This window comes from Paraburkholderia sp. RL17-368-BIF-A (assembly GCF_046054045.1).
In the GTDB taxonomy this organism is placed as follows: Bacteria; Pseudomonadota; Gammaproteobacteria; order Burkholderiales; family Burkholderiaceae; genus Paraburkholderia; species Paraburkholderia graminis.
In genome coordinates, this window is record NZ_JARESN010000031.1 from 1 (window position 1) to 18,268 (window position 18,268).

The window sequence follows — 18,268 nt, forward strand, 5'->3', positions numbered from 1 at the left end:
CGCCCCCCCGTAACCCCCCGCCCCCCGGCGGCCCCCCGGGGGCCCGCTGCCGGACGTGAACGGGGAAGGGCGGCGCGGCTCAAGCCGCCGCCTTGTCGAGTTCGGGATAGTGCCTGAAGATGCACGCCTCGTTATGTTCAATGCGGCGCTCGGACTGCAGATAGGCGGCGATATTCGGCCGCTCCATCACCGCGGCATGCAAGGCGGCGAGCCGCGGATACTGCTCGCCGAAGCGCTTCAGCGCGCGCGGGAACGCGTAAAGCAATCCGTCGATCAACTGGAACATCGAGAGATCGACGTAGGTGAGCGAGTCGCCGACCATGAAGGTGTCGCCGGCCGGATTCTGTTTCAGCACGCGCTCGAAATACTTCATGAACTTCGGAATCCGGTTGTCGATGAAGTCATGCGCGCGCGTTTTCGCGGCGTCTTTCTGGTCTTCGTAATAGAGGCTGGCCGCGAGCGGGTGATGCGTGTCGTGGGCTTCGGTCACCACGTCGGCGATAGTCAATTGCAGGCCGTTTGCGACGTAGCGCAAGCTTTCCACGGACGGCGCGAGATTCAGGCGCAGTCCGAGATAAAAGAGGATGTTCGCGGTCTGCGCGATCACCAGGTCGCCGTCTTTCAGAAACGGCGGAGCGAACGGCGGATAGGGCTCGTCCCTGCTTTTCATGACCGCCATCATCGCGCCGGTGCCGAGACCTTCGGACGGCTCGCCGCGCGCCACTTCGACATAGTCCGCGCCGGCTTCTTCCAGCGCGAGCCTCACAAATTCGCCACGGCCTTGCAGGCCGTCCCAATAGTAGAGTTCCAGGCTCATCGATCTGTCCTCATTCGGGTTGCGGGAAGGGTGTGCGGAACGCGTCGCGCTTGCTGCTGCGGGCGCTGGCGATGCTGTTTTGCGTCGTTTGCGTTCTTCGCGTTTCTCGCACGCCAGCCAGTATGCCGCGCGGCGCGGCCGGATGCTTTCCCAGACGCACGAAACCCCGCACGCGGCGGGGTGTGTTCGGGTGAAGTGCGGCTTAGCCGAAGAAGTGCTGGACAGCCCATGTGATACCCAGTCCGCCCGCAATCAGCCACACGTACAGGATGAAGCCCGTGGTCAGCGCACGCGGACCTGCCTCGCGGATTTGCGAAATGCGCGTTTCGATGCCGAGCGCGGTCATGGCCATGGTCAACGCGAAGGTGTCGAGCGTGTTGAGCGTGCTGGTGGCGGCTTGCGGCAGCACGTGCAGCGAGTTGATCACGACGAACGCGAGGAAGCCGAGCGCGAACCAGGGAATCGCGAGCTTGCCCGGACGACGCTGTTGAACCGAAGCGCCTTGTTGCGAGCTGGCAGACGATGCGTCAACGTCGCGGCGCGCCGCACGGTTGACCCACAAGCCGACCACGAGCAGCACCGGCACGAGCAGCATCACGCGAGTCATCTTGACGATGGTGGCGATATGCGTCGCTTCCGGGCTTACGTTGCTCGCCGCGCCGACCACCTGCGCGACCTCGTGAATCGTGCCGCCAAAAAAGAGTCCGGCGCCCGTCGTGTCGAGATGCAGCCAGCCCGCCTTGAAGAGAACCGGGTAGAGGAACATGGAGAGCGTGCCGAACAGCACGACGCTGCCCACCGCCATCGCGCTTTTGTGCGGCTTGGATTGCAGCGTCGACTCGAAGGCGAGCACGGCCGCGGCACCGCAGATCGCGCTGCCCGCAGCGGTGAGCAGCGCGGTGTCGCGGTCGAGCTTCATGATTTTCATGCCGGCCCACGTGCCGATTACGAGCGTGCTCACGACGATCAACACCGATTCGGCGAGGCCCGGCAAACCGACCTGGGCGATTTCCTGAAGGCTCACGCGCAGGCCGAAGAACGCGACGGCGATGCGCAGCAGCTTGCGCGCGGAAAAATTTACGCCGGCCGCCCAGCTTGCCGGCATGCCGTCGCGCAGCGCGTTGCCGTAAATCGCGCCGGCGACGATACCGACGATCAGCGGGCTCAGCCCCAGCCCCGCAATCGCAGGGATCTGGGCGATGCGCGTGACGGCGGCGGCGAACAGGGCGACGAACAGAATGCCGTTGAGCTGGCCGCGGGCGGATGACGCTTCGGCGGTGGCGGCGGTGAGGCGGGCGGTGGTCATGGGTGCAGCCTTTGGACTGACTGGAGTCGATGGGTCTAATCCTAAGTTAGATATATGAATATGAAAAATCGTGATTTAGAATGGAAACTATCCGCTTTGCCGATAGTTCGTTGCCATGACCCCTGATCAGCTTATAACGTTTGCCGCCGTCGCCGAACATCTGAACATCAGCCGCGCCGCGCTGGCTCTGCATTTGTCGCAGCCGGCGGTGTCGGGGCAACTGCGTCAGCTTCAGGATGAATTCGGCGAGCCGCTTTATCAGCGCGACGGGCGCGGCGTGCGTCTGACGCCGGCGGGCGAGCAACTCGCGCAGTACGCCGCGCGGCTGCGCGACACCTGGCGCCAGGCGCATGCGTACCGCGACGCGCTGCGCGGCCTCGAACACGGCACGCTGCGGATCGGCGCCACCACCACGCCCGCCAGTTATCTGCTGCCTTATCTGATCGCGGATTTTCATCGGCAGTATCCGGACGTGACGCTGCATACCGCCGACGGCAATACGACCGACATCGTCGGCGCGCTCGGCTCGGTCGACATCGCGCTGATCGAGGGGCCGGTCGGCACCGACCTGCCGCCGGATACGGCCGTGCACGCGTGGCGCGAGGACGAGATCGTGGCGATCATGCCGCGCACGCATCGGCTCGCGGAGGGGATGGGAGCAGACGCGGCAAATGCGGCAAATGCCGGGCTTGACCTTGCCGCGCTCGGCGCGGAGCCGCTGATCGTGCGCGAGGCGGGCTCGGGCGTGCGGCAAGTCGTCGAGCGTGCGTTTGCCCGCGCGGGCGTGCCGATGCGCGTGGCGCTGGAAATTGCCGGCGTCGAAGGCGTCAAGGAAGCGGTGCGGGCGGGCATGGGCATCGGCTTCGTCTCGGCAATGTCGATGCGGCACGAAAACGGCGCGCTGCGCGTGTTCTCGCTGAGCCCCGAGCCGCTGACGCGGCGGCTGTCGATTGTCGTGCCGCACGCGAGCGCGCCGTCGCGTGCGGTCAAGCGGTTTTTGGCGTTGTGTCTGGAGGATGGGGCGTAGACACCGAGCGCTGCGGCGCGCCGTGCCAACACAGCCCACAGCCCCGCCTGGGGATTTCCACTATGGTCTCCGACACGAACCCAAGCGCACTATTCGCCTATCGCAAGCGCTTCGGCGCTTTTTTGAAATCCGCCTTTGGAACCGGTTCCATAGATGGAAGCGGGACGAAACACACGGTAGTGACGACATGACGGATGCAGTGGAAGTAGCGATTGTTGCCAGCGCTTTCGGCGCCGACGCGGTGCGCACGGCGGGTCATCGCAAGTGGGCGGAGGCGAGCCGGCGCGCCCGGGCGACCGGTTTCGAAGTGCGTCGCGAGCTGTTCGGCGACGAAGCCGACGCGGAGCCGGCGTGCCTCGCGGTACTGGGCAAGCAGATTGCGGAGCTGGGCCTGTGGTCGGTGTACTCGACACCGGCGTCGCTGTACGCCGAAGGCGGTCAGCTCGACGCGGCCGCGCTGCGGCGCGCAGTGGATGAAGCGACGGCCCTCGGCGCGCGCTTCGTCAAACTGCAACTCGGCGGCTTCGCGGACCGCGCGCACGGCGACGCGATCGCCGCGCAATTGCACGGCGCGAACGTTCGGCTCGTCGTCGAAAACGGGCAACTGACGCAGGGTGGTTCGCTGCATCAGTTCGTCGGCCTGTTCGACGGACTGCAGCGCGAAGGTCACGCGGATCTGCTCGGCATGACGTTCGACGTCGGCAACTGGGCGTGGTGCGGCGTGCCCGCGCTCGACGCCGCTGTGGCGCTCGCGCCTTACGTCGAGTACGTGCATTGCAAGATCGCGGCGGGCGAGGGCGCGCGGCGTTTTGCGGCCGCGCCGGCTGCCGACGATGCGCGCTTCGCCGCCGTGCTGGACCGGCTGCCGCGCCGCGTGCCGCGCGGGATCGAGTTTCCGCTCGATCCCGCCTGCATCGACGACGACGCCACGCGGCGCGTCGCCTGGTTGGCCGCAGCGTAGGCGGTGGCGAGGACTGAGGCCCGAGAGTCAGCAGCCTAGAGTCAGCGGCCGAGAGCGAGCAGCCAAGAGCCGAAAGCGAAAAGCCGACAGCCGAAAGCCGAGAGCCAGAACCTGAGAGAACGAGCAGCAAACAAGACATAACAACAGAAGCAACAGCAGCAACAGCACCAAGGCACCAAGGCACCAAGGCACCAAGGCACCAAGGCACCAAGGCACCAAGGCACCAAGGCACCAAGGCACCAACCGCAGCAACCGCACCACCGCACCACAAGCCCGACGCACAAGCAGGAGCAACGCATGACCAACCCGCCCGCAGCACTGGACATCATCACCTACGGCGAAGCCATGGCCATGTTCGTGGCCGCCGAAACCGGCCCGCTGGCGGGCGTCGGCCAGTTCACGAAACGCATCGCGGGCGCCGACCTGAACGTGGCGATCGGCCTTGCGCGGCTAGGCTTCAGGGTCGGCTGGATGAGCCGCGTCGGCAACGATTCATTCGGCCAGTACGTGCGCGACACGTTGACGAGAGAAGGCATCGACCAGCGCTGCGTGACCACGGACGAGCGCTATCCGACCGGCTTCCAGCTCAAGTCGAAGAACGACGACGGCAGCGATCCCGCCGTCGAATATTTCCGCCGCGGCTCGGCGGCGAGTCACCTGTCGGTCGCGGATTACGTGGCGGACTACGTGTTGCCCGCGCGTCATCTGCATCTGACCGGCGTCGCGCCGGCAATCTCGGAGAGCTCGCGCGAACTCGCGTTTCATCTGGCACGTGAGATGCGCGCAGCCGGAAAGACCATTTCGTTCGATCCCAACCTGCGCCCGACGCTGTGGCCGTCGCGCGCCGCGATGGTCGAAGGCTTGAACTCCCTGGCCGCGCTGGCGGACTGGGTGCTGCCTGGCATCGGCGAGGGCGAGATTCTGACCGGCTACACGCAGCCCGAGGACATCGCCAGCTTTTATCTGGAGCGGGGCGCGCGCGGCGTGATCGTCAAGCTCGGCGCCGAGGGCGCGTACTTCCGCACCGCCGACGATGCCGCGATGATCGCCGGCCAGCCGGTCGCGAACGTCGTGGATACGGTCGGCGCGGGCGACGGCTTCGCCGTCGGCGTGATCAGTGCGCTGCTGGAAGGCAAGACGCTGCCCCAGGCGGTCGCGCGCGGCAACCGTATCGGCGCGCTGGCGATTCAGGTGATCGGCGATTCGGAAGGCTTGCCGAGCCGCGCCGAACTCGATGCGCTCGAACGCGATGATGCGGCGAGCGTCGCGCATGCGGCATGACGCGCAGGCGCGGCGAACGTGGCGCAGGCGCCTCGGCGGCAGAGGCGGCGCGCACTGGCGAGCGCGCGCACGCACCGGCAGCCAGCGGCACACGCATGCATCGAAACGGCAAGCACACGCATCGAAGCGCCGCGCGCAACGAAGACAGATCCAGCAAAGCACGGCGCGAGCCGCGCACCGATAACAGCAAGAGCGCTCGACAAGCGCCGCACCAGCTCCGTCCATCATTGTTTCGGGAAGCCGTAAAAGGAGACACCCCATGACTTCATCTCTCGCGATCCGCCGCTGGTGGACGATCATGCCGATCGTATTCATCACCTACAGCCTCGCTTATCTCGACCGCGCGAACTACGGTTTCGCGGCGGCCGCCGGCATCAACCAGGACCTGGGCATCAGCAAGGGATTGTCGTCGCTGATCGGCGCGCTGTTCTTCCTCGGTTATTTCTTCTTCCAGATTCCCGGCGCGATTTACGCCGAGCGCCGCAGCGTCAAGAAACTCGTGTTCTGGAGCCTGGTTCTCTGGGGCGGCTGCGCGGCGTTGACCGGCATGGTCAGCAATATTCCGTCGCTGATGGTGATCCGCTTCGTGCTCGGCGTCGTCGAGGCCGCGGTGATGCCGGCGATGCTGATCTTCATCAGCAACTGGTTCACGAAGAACGAGCGCTCGCGCGCCAACACGTTCCTGATTCTCGGCAATCCGGTGACGGTGTTGTGGATGTCGGTCGTGTCCGGTTATCTGGTGCACTCGTTCGGCTGGCGCCATATGTTCATCGCCGAGGGCGTGCCCGCGATTCTGTGGGCCGTGTGCTGGTGGTTCATCGTGCAGGACAAGCCGCAGCAGGTGTCGTGGCTCACGCAGCAGGAGAAGGACACGCTCGCCGAAACGCTGCGCGCCGAGCAGGCCGCGATCAAGCCGGTGCGCAATTACGCCGAGGCGTTCCGCTCGTCGGCGGTGATCAAGCTGTGTGCGCAGTACTTCTGCTGGAGCATCGGCGTGTATGGTTTCGTGCTGTGGCTGCCGTCCATTTTGAAGAACGGCTCGACGCTCGGCATGGTCGAAACCGGCTGGCTGTCGGCGCTGCCGTATCTCGCCGCGACCATCGCGATGCTGGCGGCGTCGTGGGCATCGGATAAACTCAACCGCCGTAAAGTGTTCGTGTGGCCGTTCCTGCTGATCGGCGCGGTCGCGTTCGCGGCATCGTATGCGCTCGGCTCCACGCATTTCTGGCTCTCGTATGCCGCGCTCGTGATTGCCGGCGCCGCGATGTACGCGCCGTACGGTCCGTTCTTCGCCATCGTGCCGGAACTGCTGCCGAAGAACGTCGCCGGCGGCGCGATGGCGCTGATCAACAGCATGGGCGCGCTCGGTTCGTTCGTCGGCTCGTATGTGGTCGGCTATCTGAACGGCGCAACCGGATCGCCCGCGGCATCGTACGCGTTCATGAGTGTCGCGCTGATCGCCGCGGTCATCCTCACGCTGATCGTGAAGCCGCAACAGCAGGCGGCAGCGCCGCGGCACAAGCTCGCTACACCGTTGCAAGGAAAATAAGCTGATGAAGAAGATCGTCGCGTGGAAGCCGTTGCCTGAAGATGTGCTTGCGTATCTGCAACAACATGTCGAAGTGGTGCAGGTCGACCCGGCCCGCCATGATGCATTCGTCGCCGCGTTGCGCGAGGCCGACGGCGGCATCGGCGCGAGCGTGAAGATCACGCCGGCCATGCTCGAGGGCGCGACGCGCTTGAAAGCGCTCTCGACGATCTCCGTCGGCTTCGATCAGTTCGACGTCGCCGATCTCACGCGACGCGGCATCGTGCTCGCGCACACGCCGGACGTGCTGACCGAATCCACCGCGGACACGGTGTTCTCGCTGATCCTCGCGTCCGCGCGCCGGGTGGTCGAGCTTGCCGCGTGGGTGAAGGCGGGGCAATGGCAGCACAGCATCGGGCCCGCGCTATTCGGCGTCGACGTGCAGGGCAAGACGCTTGGCATCGTCGGCCTGGGACGCATTGGCGGCGCGGTCGCGCGGCGTGCGGCGCTCGGTTTCAACATGCAGGTGCTCTATACGAACCGCAGCGCGAACCCCGAGGCCGAAGCGGCTTACGGCGCGCGCCGCGTCGAGTTGGCCGAACTGCTCGCCACTGCCGATTTCGTCTGTCTGCAAGTGCCGCTCACGGAAGAAACGCGGCACATGATCGGCGCAAAAGAACTCGCGTCGATGAAGAAAAGCGCGGTCCTCATCAACGCGTCGCGCGGCGCGATCGTCGACGAAAGCGCGCTGATCGAGGCGCTGCGAAACGGCACGATTCACGGCGCGGGTCTCGACGTGTTCGAGAAGGAACCGTTGCCCGCCGACTCGCCGCTCTTGCAGATGGCGAACGTGGTCGCGCTGCCGCACATCGGCTCGGCGACGCACGAGACGCGTCATGCGATGGCGCGCAATGCCGCCGAAAACCTCGTCGCCGCGCTCGCCGGTACGCTGACGACGAACATCGTCAATCGCGAAGTATTGCAACGGTGACGGCAGTCGCGATGAAGCGTTCGGCGGCCGGCTCGTTCGTTAAGCGACGCATCTTGCGTTGCACCTTGAGTTGCATGGGGCCTCGCATGGCAGCGAGCGCGAGCACGCGATGAGTGCCACGCCCACATCTCAAGGCGCGCCGCGCCGCGCGACGATCACCGACGTCGCGCGCGAAGCCGGCACCGGCAAGACCAGCATTTCGCGCTATCTGAACGGCGAGATGAGCGTGTTGTCGCCGGAACTGCGCGCACGCATCGAGGCGGCGATCGAGCGGCTCGACTATCAGCCGAATCAGATGGCGCGCGGCCTGAAGCGCGGCCGCAACCGGCTGATCGGCATGCTGCTCGCCGACCTCACGAATCCTTATACCGTCGAAGTGCTGCAAGGCGTCGAGGCCGCATGCCACGCGCTCGGCCTGATGCCGCTCATCTGCCACGCGGCGAACGAAGTGGAGATGGAGCGGCGCTATCTGCAACTGCTCACCACGTATCGCGTCGAAGGCGTGATCGTCAATGCGCTCGGCGTGCGCGAGGAAACGCTGCGGCCGGTGGGCGGCGGCGGGATTCCGGCGGTGCTCGTCGATCGTTCCGTCGAAGGCCTCGCCGCCGACATCGTCGGACTCGACAATCGCGCGGCGGCGGAACTGGGCACGCGGCATCTGCTGGACAGAGGCTTTCGGGAAATATGGTTCGTCGTGCAGCCGTTCGAGCAGGTCAGCTCCCGGCGGCTGCGCGAGGCGGCGTTTCGGGACGCGATGCGGGCACATGCGGATGCGGATGCCCATGCCGATGCTGATGCTGATGCAAGCGCTGCGCAAGGTCATACGCTCGTGCTCAATCTCGCCGACGCCGCGCAAACAGAACACGGCCTCGCGGAACTGGATCGGGCCATCGACACCGCGCATCAACGCGCAGGCAGAATAGGCACCCCCGCGCGCATCGCGGTGTTCGCGGCGAATGCGCCGGTCGCGCTGCGGCTCGCGCTGCATCTGAAGGCGCGTTACGGCGACGCCTGGCAGACACGCGTCGCACTGCTTTCCATCGACGACCCCGAGTGGGCCGAACTGACCGGCATCACGACGATTCGCCAGCCGACCTATGACATCGGCTATCGCGCGGTCGAGTTTCTGCATGAGCGGATCGAGGGCGTGCAGACCACGGCGCGCGATTGTCTGCTGCCGGGGGAGTTGATCGTGCGGGCATCGACGGCGAGCTGACAGGCTCACGCGATCTGAGCGGCACTGCAGCGGCACTGCAGCGGCACCGCGCGACGTCATTCGCCCCCGCCGCCCGCCGCACCCCCATCCCCGCGAACTTCGCCGCCCGTTTCCCGCCGATCTGCGATCATTCGGGCTGCGGCGCGCAGCGGGTGCGCGCCGGTCATCGCAAGGAAACTCATGGTCGTTGCACCGCTCACTCTGTCGAGCCTCGCGCTCGCGACGCTTGTCGTCGCCGCTTTGCCGTTTGTCATTTACCGCCGCCTGCGCCGGCCGCTTGCGCTGAAGCCGCGCCCGGCGATCGCCGGCATCGCCATATTCGCGCTGTTCGCGATGGTCATCGAGCGCGCGCTGAACGATTATGTGCTGCATCGGAACGAGGCGACCGCGACGTTCCTGTCGCATCCGCTGGCCTTCGTCGTGTATGGCGCGCTGGCCGCCGGAATCTGCGAGGAAGTGGGGCGGTTCATCGGCATGCGCCTGCTGATTAAGCGTGCGTCTGCAAGTGCTTCGGCAAGTGCGTCTGCAACGCCCGCGCCCGCGCAACAAACCCCGCGCACCGACGACGGCACCGCGCTCGCGTACGGACTCGGTCATGGCGGCGCGGAAGCGTGGCTCGTCGGCGTAATGGTGCAGGTTCAATGGATTCTGTTCGCCGTGTTCGAAAACCGCGGCCAGCTCGACAGCTATCTGAGCAATCTGCCGACCGAATCGTTGATGCGCATCCATCTGATACTCGCGAGTCTGACGCCGCAAACAGCCGGCATTTTCGCGCTCGAACGGATCGCGGCGCTCGTCTTCCAGATCGGTTTGTCGGTGCTGATGTGGCGCGGGCTGCGCGCCGGCTGGCGCGGCATCCTGCCGCTCGCGATCGCGCTGCATGCGCTCGTCGACGTGCCCGCCGCGCTGTTCCAGGCGCAGCTCGTGCCGCTTGCCGCGGTCGATGCGGTCTATGCGCTCGCAGCGGTCGTCGTCGTGGGATTGCTGTTCAAGACGTTGCGGCGTCCCGTCGCGGACGCTGTGACGGAACTGCCTCGCTAGGATGATGGCGTCGCTGCGGCCGATGCGCCGCAGCGGCCTCGATAGCCGCTGCTTTACAATCGACGGCCGTCCACCGCAGCCTATGACCTTCGGCACATCCATGGAAGCTTACCAATACGACTGCGCGAATCCCGAGTTCGAGGAATTGGCGCGCGTCATCAGCGATCTCTTTCCCGAGCAGACGCAGTTCATCCAGCGTGCCGCCGAAGACGGCACGCCCACGCTGGCGATTCACTGGGTCGCGATGCGCTTCGGCGCGACCGCGCGACGCATCGTGATGACGGTGCAGATCGCGCCGGCGGCGCTCGCGCGTTATCGCGCGCTGCCTGCGCGCTTGCGCGGCCGCAGCTTCGCGGTGTTGCGCGCGTATGTCGAGGCGAGCATCGGCTCGCTCGAGGAACAGTATGCGAATGGCGAAGCGGTGCCGCGCGAAGTCACCGTGGATCTCGGCGACGAATTTGCGTAACGCGCGCGTGACGTGCTTTAGTCCGCGAGACGGTAGACCTTTGCGAAGCGCGCGGCCTGCACGACGCCGTAATCGCCGGGCGCGTACTGCATGATCCAGTCGCCGGCCGCGCCGCGCAGCACGTCGCCGCCGTTCGCCGAGCGGGCCAGCGAAAACGCTTCGTGCATCTGTTTCGCGAGCACGACGGCCGGGCGGTTGCGATAGGCGCCGGGCTCGCCGTGCGTGAGCGCGGCATCGGCGGGAACATACTTCGCGTCGAAGCGTTCACGCGACACGACCCAGCGGTCGCCGGTCGAGCCGGTGATCAGCGCGTCGCCTGGCAGATAGCGGTTCGGGCCTTCGAGACTCATCAGTTCGCCTTGCGTGGCGGCGAATTCGACGTTGACCGTTTCGTCCTTGACGACACGCCGGGCGGCGGGGTCCTGGCTCAGGTCGAGATTTTTCAGGTGGTTCATGAAGCGGGGCAGAAGGTGTGTTGACGGCGGCGCCGCGATCTCGATGTGATCGAGCGCGGACTCGCATCATGCCAGACGCATCTTACGGAGCGCTTCTTTTGCGGTGCGACGTGCGGGACGCGATGCGATCCGATTCGACGTGATGCAATCCGGCGCACATCGCGAAGCGGGCGCGGCACTCAGAACAAACGGCGTCTAGCTTCGAACCGCGCCGCTTGCATCACGCACCGCGCCTGCAATCCGTTAAGGCTTCACCGTCGCATCGCTCGCCGGAGCCGGCGCCGCTTTGCCGCTCTTGCCCTTGCCGTGATGACGACGCCCGCCCTCAGCACCGCCTTCGCGATGGAACGTCGTATCGGCGAGCTTCTTCTGTTCCGGCGAGAAGCTGTTGTAGAGCGGATCGAATGCGTCCACCAGTTTCTTCACGCCGTCCGCATGGGCCTGCGCGATGGTCGCATACTGCTTCATGTCGTCGAGCGCGGACAGGTTTGTCGCGGCGCGGCGTTCCTTGAACAGTTCGCCCATCGTCTGGCCGTTGCCGCGCATTACGTCGGCGAATGCTTTCCATTGCGGCTCCTGCTCGGGCGTGATCTTCAGTTGCGAATGCAGATAGGCGATGCGGTCTTCGACATTGCGCTCATGCCCAGCTTTCGCGGCGGGCGCGGACGCGGCCGTGCCCGAGGGCGCCGCTGCCGGCGCCGAGGCTTGTTGTGCGAATGCGCCGCTCATCGCGACTGCGGAGGCCAGCAAGACCAGTGCTTTTTTCATCGAAACTCCTGATGTCTATTCGAATTGGGACGATTGGACCAGTGCGTGCGGCGAGCGTTCCGCGTCATGGCGCGGCATAACGTGACATAGCGCTGGATAACTCGCCAGGCGTCATGATGCGGATCGCTCGATCCTTACGGTCGCCGCTATTAGTATCACGATATCCCTACAATGCGGCTCTTGTGCGACAAACGCTTACAACCGAAACGAACAGGAAATAGCGGGTGGATAAATTCGTCAGCATGGAGATTTTCGTGGCCGTGGTGGAGGCGGGAAGCCTCACGGCGGCAGCGGAGCGCTTCGACATTTCGTCGGCGATGGTGGGCAAACACATCCGTTCGCTCGAGACGCGGCTCGGCACGCGGCTGCTCACGCGCACCACGCGCCGTCAAAGCCTGACCGAGATCGGCCGGCAATACTACGAGCAGTGCCGGCGCATTCTCGCGGACGTGAAGGACGCCGAGTCGCTCGCCGAAGCGATGGCCGCCGCGCCGCGCGGCGTGCTGAAGGTGACGGTGCCGCTCACCTACGGCGTCGAAGTCTTCTCTTCGGCGATGACCGATTATCTGAGCGCATGGCCCGACGTCACGCTCGAACTCGACCTGTCGAACCGCATGAGGGATCTCGTCGAAGAGGGCTTCGACGCGGCCGTGCGCATCGGCCATCTGCCGGATTCGAGTTTTGTCGCGCGGCCATTGAAGCCGTATCGCATGCGCGCGTGCGCGTCGCCGGCGTACCTTGCGCGCGCGGGCATTCCGCGCACGCCGGCCGATCTCGCGCATCACGAATGTCTCGGTTTCCTGCATTGGGGCCGCGAGGGGACATGGCGGCTCGGCGGCGAAAGCGCAACGGAAAACCCGCTCCGCGCAGGACGTTTTCGCGCCAACAACGGTCAGGCGCTCAAGGTCGCCGCATTGCGCGGCTTCGGCCTCGTGCTGCAACCGGAGGCGCTGCTCGCACGCGAGATCGAGAGCGGAGAACTGGTGTCGGTGCTGGAAGAGCATCTGCCGCAAGGCGCGCCCGTGCATCTCGTCTATCCGCGCGACCGCCGCGCCACGCCCAAGCTGACCAGTTTCATCGACTTCGTGATCGAGCGCTTCGGCGTTTGAAGACGCGCCGCATGGCACTGAAGACGCGCGATAATCCGCACCACTCCGACCACTTCTTCTTCCTTCTCCGATGAGACCTCCGCGCCTCGACCAACTCGACGATCTCGACCGCAACCTCGTGGCGCTGCTGCAGGCAAACGCGCGAGAAAGCGTCGCCAATCTCGCGCGCCAGCTCGGCGTTGCGCGTACCACCGTGATCGCCAGAATCGCGCGGCTCGAGCGCAGCAACGTGATCGCGGGCTACAGCGTGCGGCTCGGCCAGGACGTGCTCGATTCGAGCATCTATGCGTATGTGGGGATCATCATCGCGCCGAAGCATGGGCCCGCTGTGCAAAAGCGCCTCGGCAAGATGCCCGAGGTGCAACTGCTATGCGCGGTGAGCGGCGAATTCGACTACGTCGCCTGGCTGCGTGCGGATTCGCCCGATCGTCTGAACGATCTGCTCGACCAGATCGGCGGACTCGAGGGCGTGGAGCGGACCACGACCTCGATCATTCTCGCGCGCAAGATCGATCGCGGCATGGTGTGAGGCGCACCTTGCCGACGTTTGTTGATGCTCTTTTATGGCGCTTTTGACGCGTTCCTGACGTTTCGTCGGCGTGGCTCGTCAAAACGTCGAAGTTGATGGTCATTACGCAGCATTTTGCGCGTATGAACTGGTTTTGCTTCTCCCTACACTGTCGTTCGAGGGTTCAGCCCGCCGCGCGCCGCGCTCGATCGCGGCGCACCTGAAGCTGGAGACAGCGCACGAAATGAACCGGACGAGGTGCTCACGCGCCGCTCCGATCGACAAAGGAGAAGAACATGAAAGTTGCCATCGTTGGTGCAGGTCTGATCGGTCACACCATTGCGCATATGCTGCGCGAAACCGGCGACTATGACGTCGTCGCATTCGACCGCGATCAGCCCGCGCTCGACAAACTCGCCGCGCAAGGCATTGCGACCCGCCGCGTGGATTCCGCCGATGCCGCCGCACTGCGCGCCGCGATTCATGGCTTCGATGCGCTCGTCAATGCGCTGCCGTATTACCTCGCGGTAAACGTGGCCGCAGCCGCCAAGGGCGCAGGCGTGCATTACTTCGACTTGACCGAAGACGTGCGCGCGACCCACGCAATCCGCGCGATCGCCGACGACGCCGACCACGCATTCATGCCGCAATGCGGTCTCGCGCCGGGCTTCATCGGCATTGCCGCGCACGAACTCGCGAACCGCTTCACGGAGATTCGCGACGTGAAGATGCGGGTCGGCGCGCTGCCGCAATTCCCGACCAATGCGCTGAAGTACAACCTGACGTGGAGCGTCGACGGCCTCATCAACGAATATTGCCAGCCGTGCGAAGCGATTCGCGATAGCCGCACGCAGTGGGTGCAGCCGCTCGAAGGCCTCGAACATTTTTCGCTCGACGGCACCGAGTACGAAGCGTTCAATACATCGGGCGGTTTGGGTACGCTCTGCGAAACGCTGTCGGGCCGCGTCGAATCGCTCGATTACAAGTCGGTGCGCTATCCCGGCCACCGCAATCTGATGCAGTTCCTGCTCGAAGACCTGCGTCTTTCCAGCGACCGCGATACGCTCAAGAGCATCATGCGCCGCTCGGTGCCGTCGACCGCGCAAGACGTGGTGCTCGTGTTCATCACCGTGAGCGGCATGCGCGACGGGCAACTGGTGCAGGAAGTGTTTACCCGCAAGATCTTCGCGAAGACGGTCTGCGGCGTGCCGATGAGCGCGATCCAGATCACGACGGCCGGCGCGATGTGCGCGGTGCTCGATCTGTTCCGCGAAAAGAAGCTGCCGCAACGCGGCTTCGTGCGTCAGGAGCAGGTGTCGCTGCGCGACTTCCTCGGCAACCGCTTCGGCCAGCTTTATGAAGGGCAAACTCTGGACTCGCTGCAAACACTCGCGACGGTTTGACGAACCATCTTCGATAGAAGCTGGAAGCGCAAACGCCCCATACGTGGGGCGTTTTCGCGCGTTTTTTCGTTTACTGCGGCTCGCCGAGAATACGCGCGAGCAGCGCCTCGTGATCGGCCTCGCTCGGCGCGGTGTTATCGAACATCAGCAGATCGTTGCACATGTCGCCGGCCGGCACGAAGCGCCGCTGACGGTACTCGTCCCAGTGAGCGAGTTTGTACGCGTCGTTCGGATTGGCGCGCGCCACGATTCGCTGCTGCGCCGTCTCTTCCGACACATGCACCCACGCCACGCGCACGCTGACATCGTCGCCGACGCCGAGCCACGCGCGATCGAAAAGCCGCCGCTCGCGGACTTCGCGTGACAGCGGCCCGACCACCAGTGCGCTCACGCCGAGTTCGAGATTATCGCGCGCGGTGTCGATGAGCCCGCGATACTCCGGCTCGCGCAGATGCTCAAGGAACAGCGGGCTGTCGCGATCGTTCGGGTCGCCTGTCAGCATGCCCATCGCGGCGGCGCTATAGCCGCCGTACAGCGTGTCCTTGTCGAGCAGACAGAACGGCGAACCGGTTGCTTTCATCAACCTGCCGATCAGCATTTTTGCGAGCGTCGTCTTGCCGGTGCCCGCATGACCGCAAATAAAAACGAGGCGGCTCACGACAAGCTGTCCTCCATCCGAACCGCCGCGGCAATGGCAGGCATCGAGATCGAATACCACATTGCAGTCTCCTTACTGTCGTCCTTTGCAACGATCATGAAGAAGAACGCAGAGGCGCGCAAGCGCCAGGGCCTTTAACAAATCGATACATGAGTGCAGCCCGCAGCCCTTAACATGACGGTTACTTATTCCATTCATGCAGAGGGGCTTGTATGCACGCGTGCCGCGATGCAGCCCGCTCTGTTCCGCTTTCAGGGTAACCAACATGCTGATCAATTGCGCCGCCTATCAGGACGGCCGGAAGCTGGCAGACATCGACATCGATAGCATCAGCGACTACGTCGCGCGGCCCGAGTGTTTCGTGTGGGTCGCGTTGAAAGATCCGGGCCCGGGCGAGCTCGCGGTGATGAAGCACGAGTTCGGTCTGCACGACCTCGCAATCGAAGACGCGCAAAACGGTCATCAACGGCCGAAGATCGAGGAGTACGGCGAGTCGCTGTTCGCGGTCATGCACACTGTCGAGATGGACGAGGACGGCGAACTGCTGCTCGGCGAGGTCGACGTATTCGTCGGAGCGAACTATGTGCTGTCGGTGCGGCGCGGCACGCGCGCGGGTTTTCAGAACGTGCGGGCGCGCTGCGAGCGCGAGCCGCAGTTGCTGAAGGCAGGCTCCGCGTTCGTGCTGTATGCGCTTGCGGATGACATCGTCGACCGTTATTTCCCGATCATCGACGCGGTGAACACCGAGATCGAAGCGATCGAAGACCGCATTTTCGAGCGCAACAATTCGGCGGCATCGCGCGCGATCATTCAGGATCTGTATTCGCTGAAGCGGCGCCTCGTGATTCTTCAGCATCACATCGCGCCGCTGCAGGAAGCGATCAGCAAGCTCACGGGCGGGCGCATTCCGAGCGTCTGCGAAGGCATGCAGGCTTACTTTCGCGACGTGTACGACCACCTTGAGCGGATCGTGCGGATCATCGACGGACGGCGCGAAATGGTCGTGACCGCGGTACAGGTGAACCTCGGCATGATTTCGCTCGCGGAGAACGAAGTGACCAAGCGGCTCGGTTCGTTCGCCGCGCTGTTCGCGGTGCCGACGATGATCGCCGGCATCTACGGCATGAATTTTCAGAACATACCGGAACTGCATTTCCGCTACGGCTATCCGCTCTGCCTGGGGATCATGCTCACCGTCGACCTCATCCTCTACTGGCGTTTTCGCAAGGCCGGCTGGCTCTGAGCGCGAGGCCGCGCTTGCGCGCCGGCCCCGCTTGCACGCGGCGCAATAAAAGTCCAGCATAGGCGGCCCGTCGGCGGCGGAGATTGCAGCCGACGGCAACACCGTCACACGCGGACCCAAGCGAGGACCCATTGCCAACCATCGTCTGCCGGACCGTCTGCGAGGCGTTTCGGCGCCCGGCCGTCGAGCGCTTTTGCGAGCCGCCCCGACGCGCCGCATTTTTTGCGCGCCGATGCACTGCAACACTTCGGATCGTTGACAGTTTGGCCGCGATGCGCTGAGAATGAGTCCCGCAAACGTTTGCGCGTAATTAAAAATACGGTTCGACAGAGCCTGACAAACCCAGGAGATATGCATGAGCAATCGCATTCGCCGCCGCATCGTGGCGGCCGCAATCCTCGCCACCGCCAGCACCGCCTTGCCGTTTTCCGCCGCCTATGCCCAGACGGCGCCCGCTCATAAGCCGAAAGTCGCGCTCGTCATGAAGTCGCTCGCCAACGAGTTCTTTCTCACGATGGAAAACGGCGCGAAGGACTATCAGAAGCACAACCCGTCGCAGTTCGACCTGATCACGAACGGCATCAAGGACGAGACCGATACGGCGAACCAGATCCGCATCGTCGAACAGATGATCGTCTCGAAGGTCGACGCGATCGTGCTGGCGCCGGCCGACTCGAAGGCGCTCGTGCCGGTCGTGAAGAAAGCGGTGGACGCGGGCATCATCGTCGTGAATATCGACAACCGGCTCGACCCGGACGTGCTCAAGTCGAAAGACCTGAACGTGCCCTTCGTCGGACCGGATAACCGCAAGGGCGCGCAGAAGGTCGGCGACTATCTCGCGAAGAAGCTGAAGGCGGGCGACGAGGTCGGCATCCTCGAAGGCGTGTCGACCACGACCAATGCGCAGCAGCGCACGGCCGGCTTCAAGGACGCGATGCAGGCGGTCGGCGCCAAGGTGGTATCCGTGCAGTCGGGCGAATGGGAAATCGACAAGGGCAACGCGGTCGCTTCCGCGATGCTCAACGAGTACCCGAACCTGAAGGCGCTGCTCGCGGGCAACGACAACATGGCGATCGGCGCGGTTTCCGCGATCCGCGCGGCAGGCAAGCAGGGCAAGGTGATGGTGGTCGGCTACGACAACATCAATGCGATCAAGCCGATGCTGAAGGACGGCCGCGTGCTCGCCACCGCCGACCAGTACGCCGCGAAGCAGGCCGTGTTCGGCATCGACACCGCGCTGAAAGCGTTGAGCGAGCACAAGAAGCAGTCGCAGTTGTCGGGCGTGGTGGAAACGCCGTGCGACCTGGTGACGAAATAAGCGCCGCCAGCGCATGACCGACTAGCAGGGCGCGCGGATTCGCGCCGCATCAGTACGCAAATCCGCGCCTACTATTCAATGAACGCTCAATAGCCGCTCAAGAAACCCGCCGTGCCGCCGTTAATTCAGAGGTAAGCGTCATGACGGCGGCCGTGCGGCGAGAGGGAGCGCG

18 protein-coding genes are annotated in these 18,268 nt (G+C 64.7%); 13 read left to right on the forward strand and 5 right to left on the reverse strand.

Going from position 1 to position 18,268, the window contains the following annotated elements; genetic code table 11:
- Positions 1-79 precede the first annotated feature (79 nt).
- Together P0D87_RS30900 and P0D87_RS30905 are read right to left on the reverse strand one after the other, a co-directional pair.
- The gene (locus P0D87_RS30900; protein ID WP_053858170.1) at positions 80-817 is read right to left on the reverse strand and encodes a glutathione S-transferase; all 738 of its coding nucleotides are present in this window, start codon (positions 815-817) and stop codon (positions 80-82) included.
- 202 nt (positions 818-1,019) lie between these two features.
- Entirely contained in the window at positions 1,020-2,123 is a 1,104-nt protein-coding gene (locus tag P0D87_RS30905; protein ID WP_053858169.1) for a YeiH family protein, read from the reverse strand.
- A gap of 115 nt (positions 2,124-2,238) precedes the next feature.
- Here P0D87_RS30905 and P0D87_RS30910 point away from each other — a divergent pair, with 115 nt between their 5' ends.
- The 8 genes from P0D87_RS30910 (at position 2,239) to P0D87_RS30945 (ending at position 10,634) form a co-directional block, all read left to right on the forward strand.
- Complete coding sequence (locus tag P0D87_RS30910; RefSeq protein ID WP_006051726.1) at positions 2,239-3,150, forward strand: LysR family transcriptional regulator; 912 nt, start codon at positions 2,239-2,241, stop codon at positions 3,148-3,150.
- 187 nt (positions 3,151-3,337) lie between these two features.
- Entirely contained in the window at positions 3,338-4,111 is a 774-nt protein-coding gene (locus P0D87_RS30915) for a sugar phosphate isomerase/epimerase family protein (protein ID WP_053858168.1), read from the forward strand.
- Between the two features lie 297 nt (positions 4,112-4,408).
- Positions 4,409-5,392, forward strand: coding sequence for a sugar kinase (locus P0D87_RS30920; protein ID WP_053858167.1), 984 nt, complete (start codon positions 4,409-4,411; stop codon positions 5,390-5,392).
- Positions 5,393-5,651: 259 nt separating this feature from the next.
- Positions 5,652-6,941, forward strand: a complete 1,290-nt coding sequence (locus P0D87_RS30925) for an MFS transporter (RefSeq protein WP_053858166.1) — start codon at positions 5,652-5,654, stop codon at positions 6,939-6,941.
- Between the two features lie 4 nt (positions 6,942-6,945).
- Positions 6,946-7,911: a 2-hydroxyacid dehydrogenase gene (locus P0D87_RS30930; RefSeq protein ID WP_053858165.1), complete on the forward strand. Its 966-nt coding sequence runs from the start codon at positions 6,946-6,948 to the stop codon at positions 7,909-7,911.
- Positions 7,912-8,020: 109 nt separating this feature from the next.
- On the forward strand, positions 8,021-9,127 hold the full coding sequence (locus P0D87_RS30935) for a LacI family DNA-binding transcriptional regulator (protein ID WP_053858164.1): 1,107 nt from the start codon (positions 8,021-8,023) through the stop codon (positions 9,125-9,127).
- 180 nt (positions 9,128-9,307) lie between these two features.
- Entirely contained in the window at positions 9,308-10,168 is an 861-nt protein-coding gene (locus tag P0D87_RS30940) for a YhfC family intramembrane metalloprotease (RefSeq protein ID WP_053858163.1), read from the forward strand.
- A gap of 100 nt (positions 10,169-10,268) precedes the next feature.
- Positions 10,269-10,634, forward strand: coding sequence for a DUF3022 domain-containing protein (locus P0D87_RS30945; protein WP_029968588.1), 366 nt, complete (start codon positions 10,269-10,271; stop codon positions 10,632-10,634).
- A 17-nt stretch (positions 10,635-10,651) separates the two neighbouring features.
- Here the strand turns inward: P0D87_RS30945 and P0D87_RS30950 are convergent, their stop codons facing one another.
- Complete coding sequence (locus P0D87_RS30950) at positions 10,652-11,089, reverse strand: PGDYG domain-containing protein (protein WP_053858162.1); 438 nt, start codon at positions 11,087-11,089, stop codon at positions 10,652-10,654.
- 243 nt (positions 11,090-11,332) lie between these two features.
- Positions 11,333-11,857: a Spy/CpxP family protein refolding chaperone gene (locus P0D87_RS30955; protein ID WP_006051717.1), complete on the reverse strand. Its 525-nt coding sequence runs from the start codon at positions 11,855-11,857 to the stop codon at positions 11,333-11,335.
- Between the two features lie 224 nt (positions 11,858-12,081).
- Between P0D87_RS30955 and P0D87_RS30960 the strand changes: the two genes are divergently transcribed.
- The 3 genes from P0D87_RS30960 (at position 12,082) to P0D87_RS30970 (ending at position 14,877) form a co-directional block, all read left to right on the forward strand.
- The gene (locus tag P0D87_RS30960) at positions 12,082-12,966 is read left to right on the forward strand and encodes a LysR family transcriptional regulator (protein WP_006051716.1); all 885 of its coding nucleotides are present in this window, start codon (positions 12,082-12,084) and stop codon (positions 12,964-12,966) included.
- Between the two features lie 70 nt (positions 12,967-13,036).
- On the forward strand, positions 13,037-13,495 hold the full coding sequence (locus P0D87_RS30965) for an Lrp/AsnC family transcriptional regulator (RefSeq protein WP_006051715.1): 459 nt from the start codon (positions 13,037-13,039) through the stop codon (positions 13,493-13,495).
- Between the two features lie 275 nt (positions 13,496-13,770).
- Positions 13,771-14,877: a saccharopine dehydrogenase family protein gene (locus tag P0D87_RS30970; RefSeq protein WP_006051714.1), complete on the forward strand. Its 1,107-nt coding sequence runs from the start codon at positions 13,771-13,773 to the stop codon at positions 14,875-14,877.
- A gap of 70 nt (positions 14,878-14,947) precedes the next feature.
- Here P0D87_RS30970 and P0D87_RS30975 read toward each other — a convergent pair whose 3' ends face one another.
- A complete protein-coding gene (locus P0D87_RS30975) occupies positions 14,948-15,535 on the reverse strand; it encodes a P-loop nucleotide/nucleoside kinase family protein (protein ID WP_053858161.1) in 588 nt (195 codons plus the stop codon).
- A 265-nt stretch (positions 15,536-15,800) separates the two neighbouring features.
- Between P0D87_RS30975 and corA the strand changes: the two genes are divergently transcribed.
- Together corA and P0D87_RS30985 are read left to right on the forward strand one after the other, a co-directional pair.
- Entirely contained in the window at positions 15,801-16,778 is a 978-nt protein-coding gene (gene corA, locus P0D87_RS30980) for a magnesium/cobalt transporter CorA (protein ID WP_053858160.1), read from the forward strand.
- Between the two features lie 355 nt (positions 16,779-17,133).
- Complete coding sequence (locus tag P0D87_RS30985) at positions 17,134-18,096, forward strand: sugar ABC transporter substrate-binding protein (protein ID WP_006051711.1); 963 nt, start codon at positions 17,134-17,136, stop codon at positions 18,094-18,096.
- Positions 18,097-18,268: the final 172 nt, after the last annotated feature.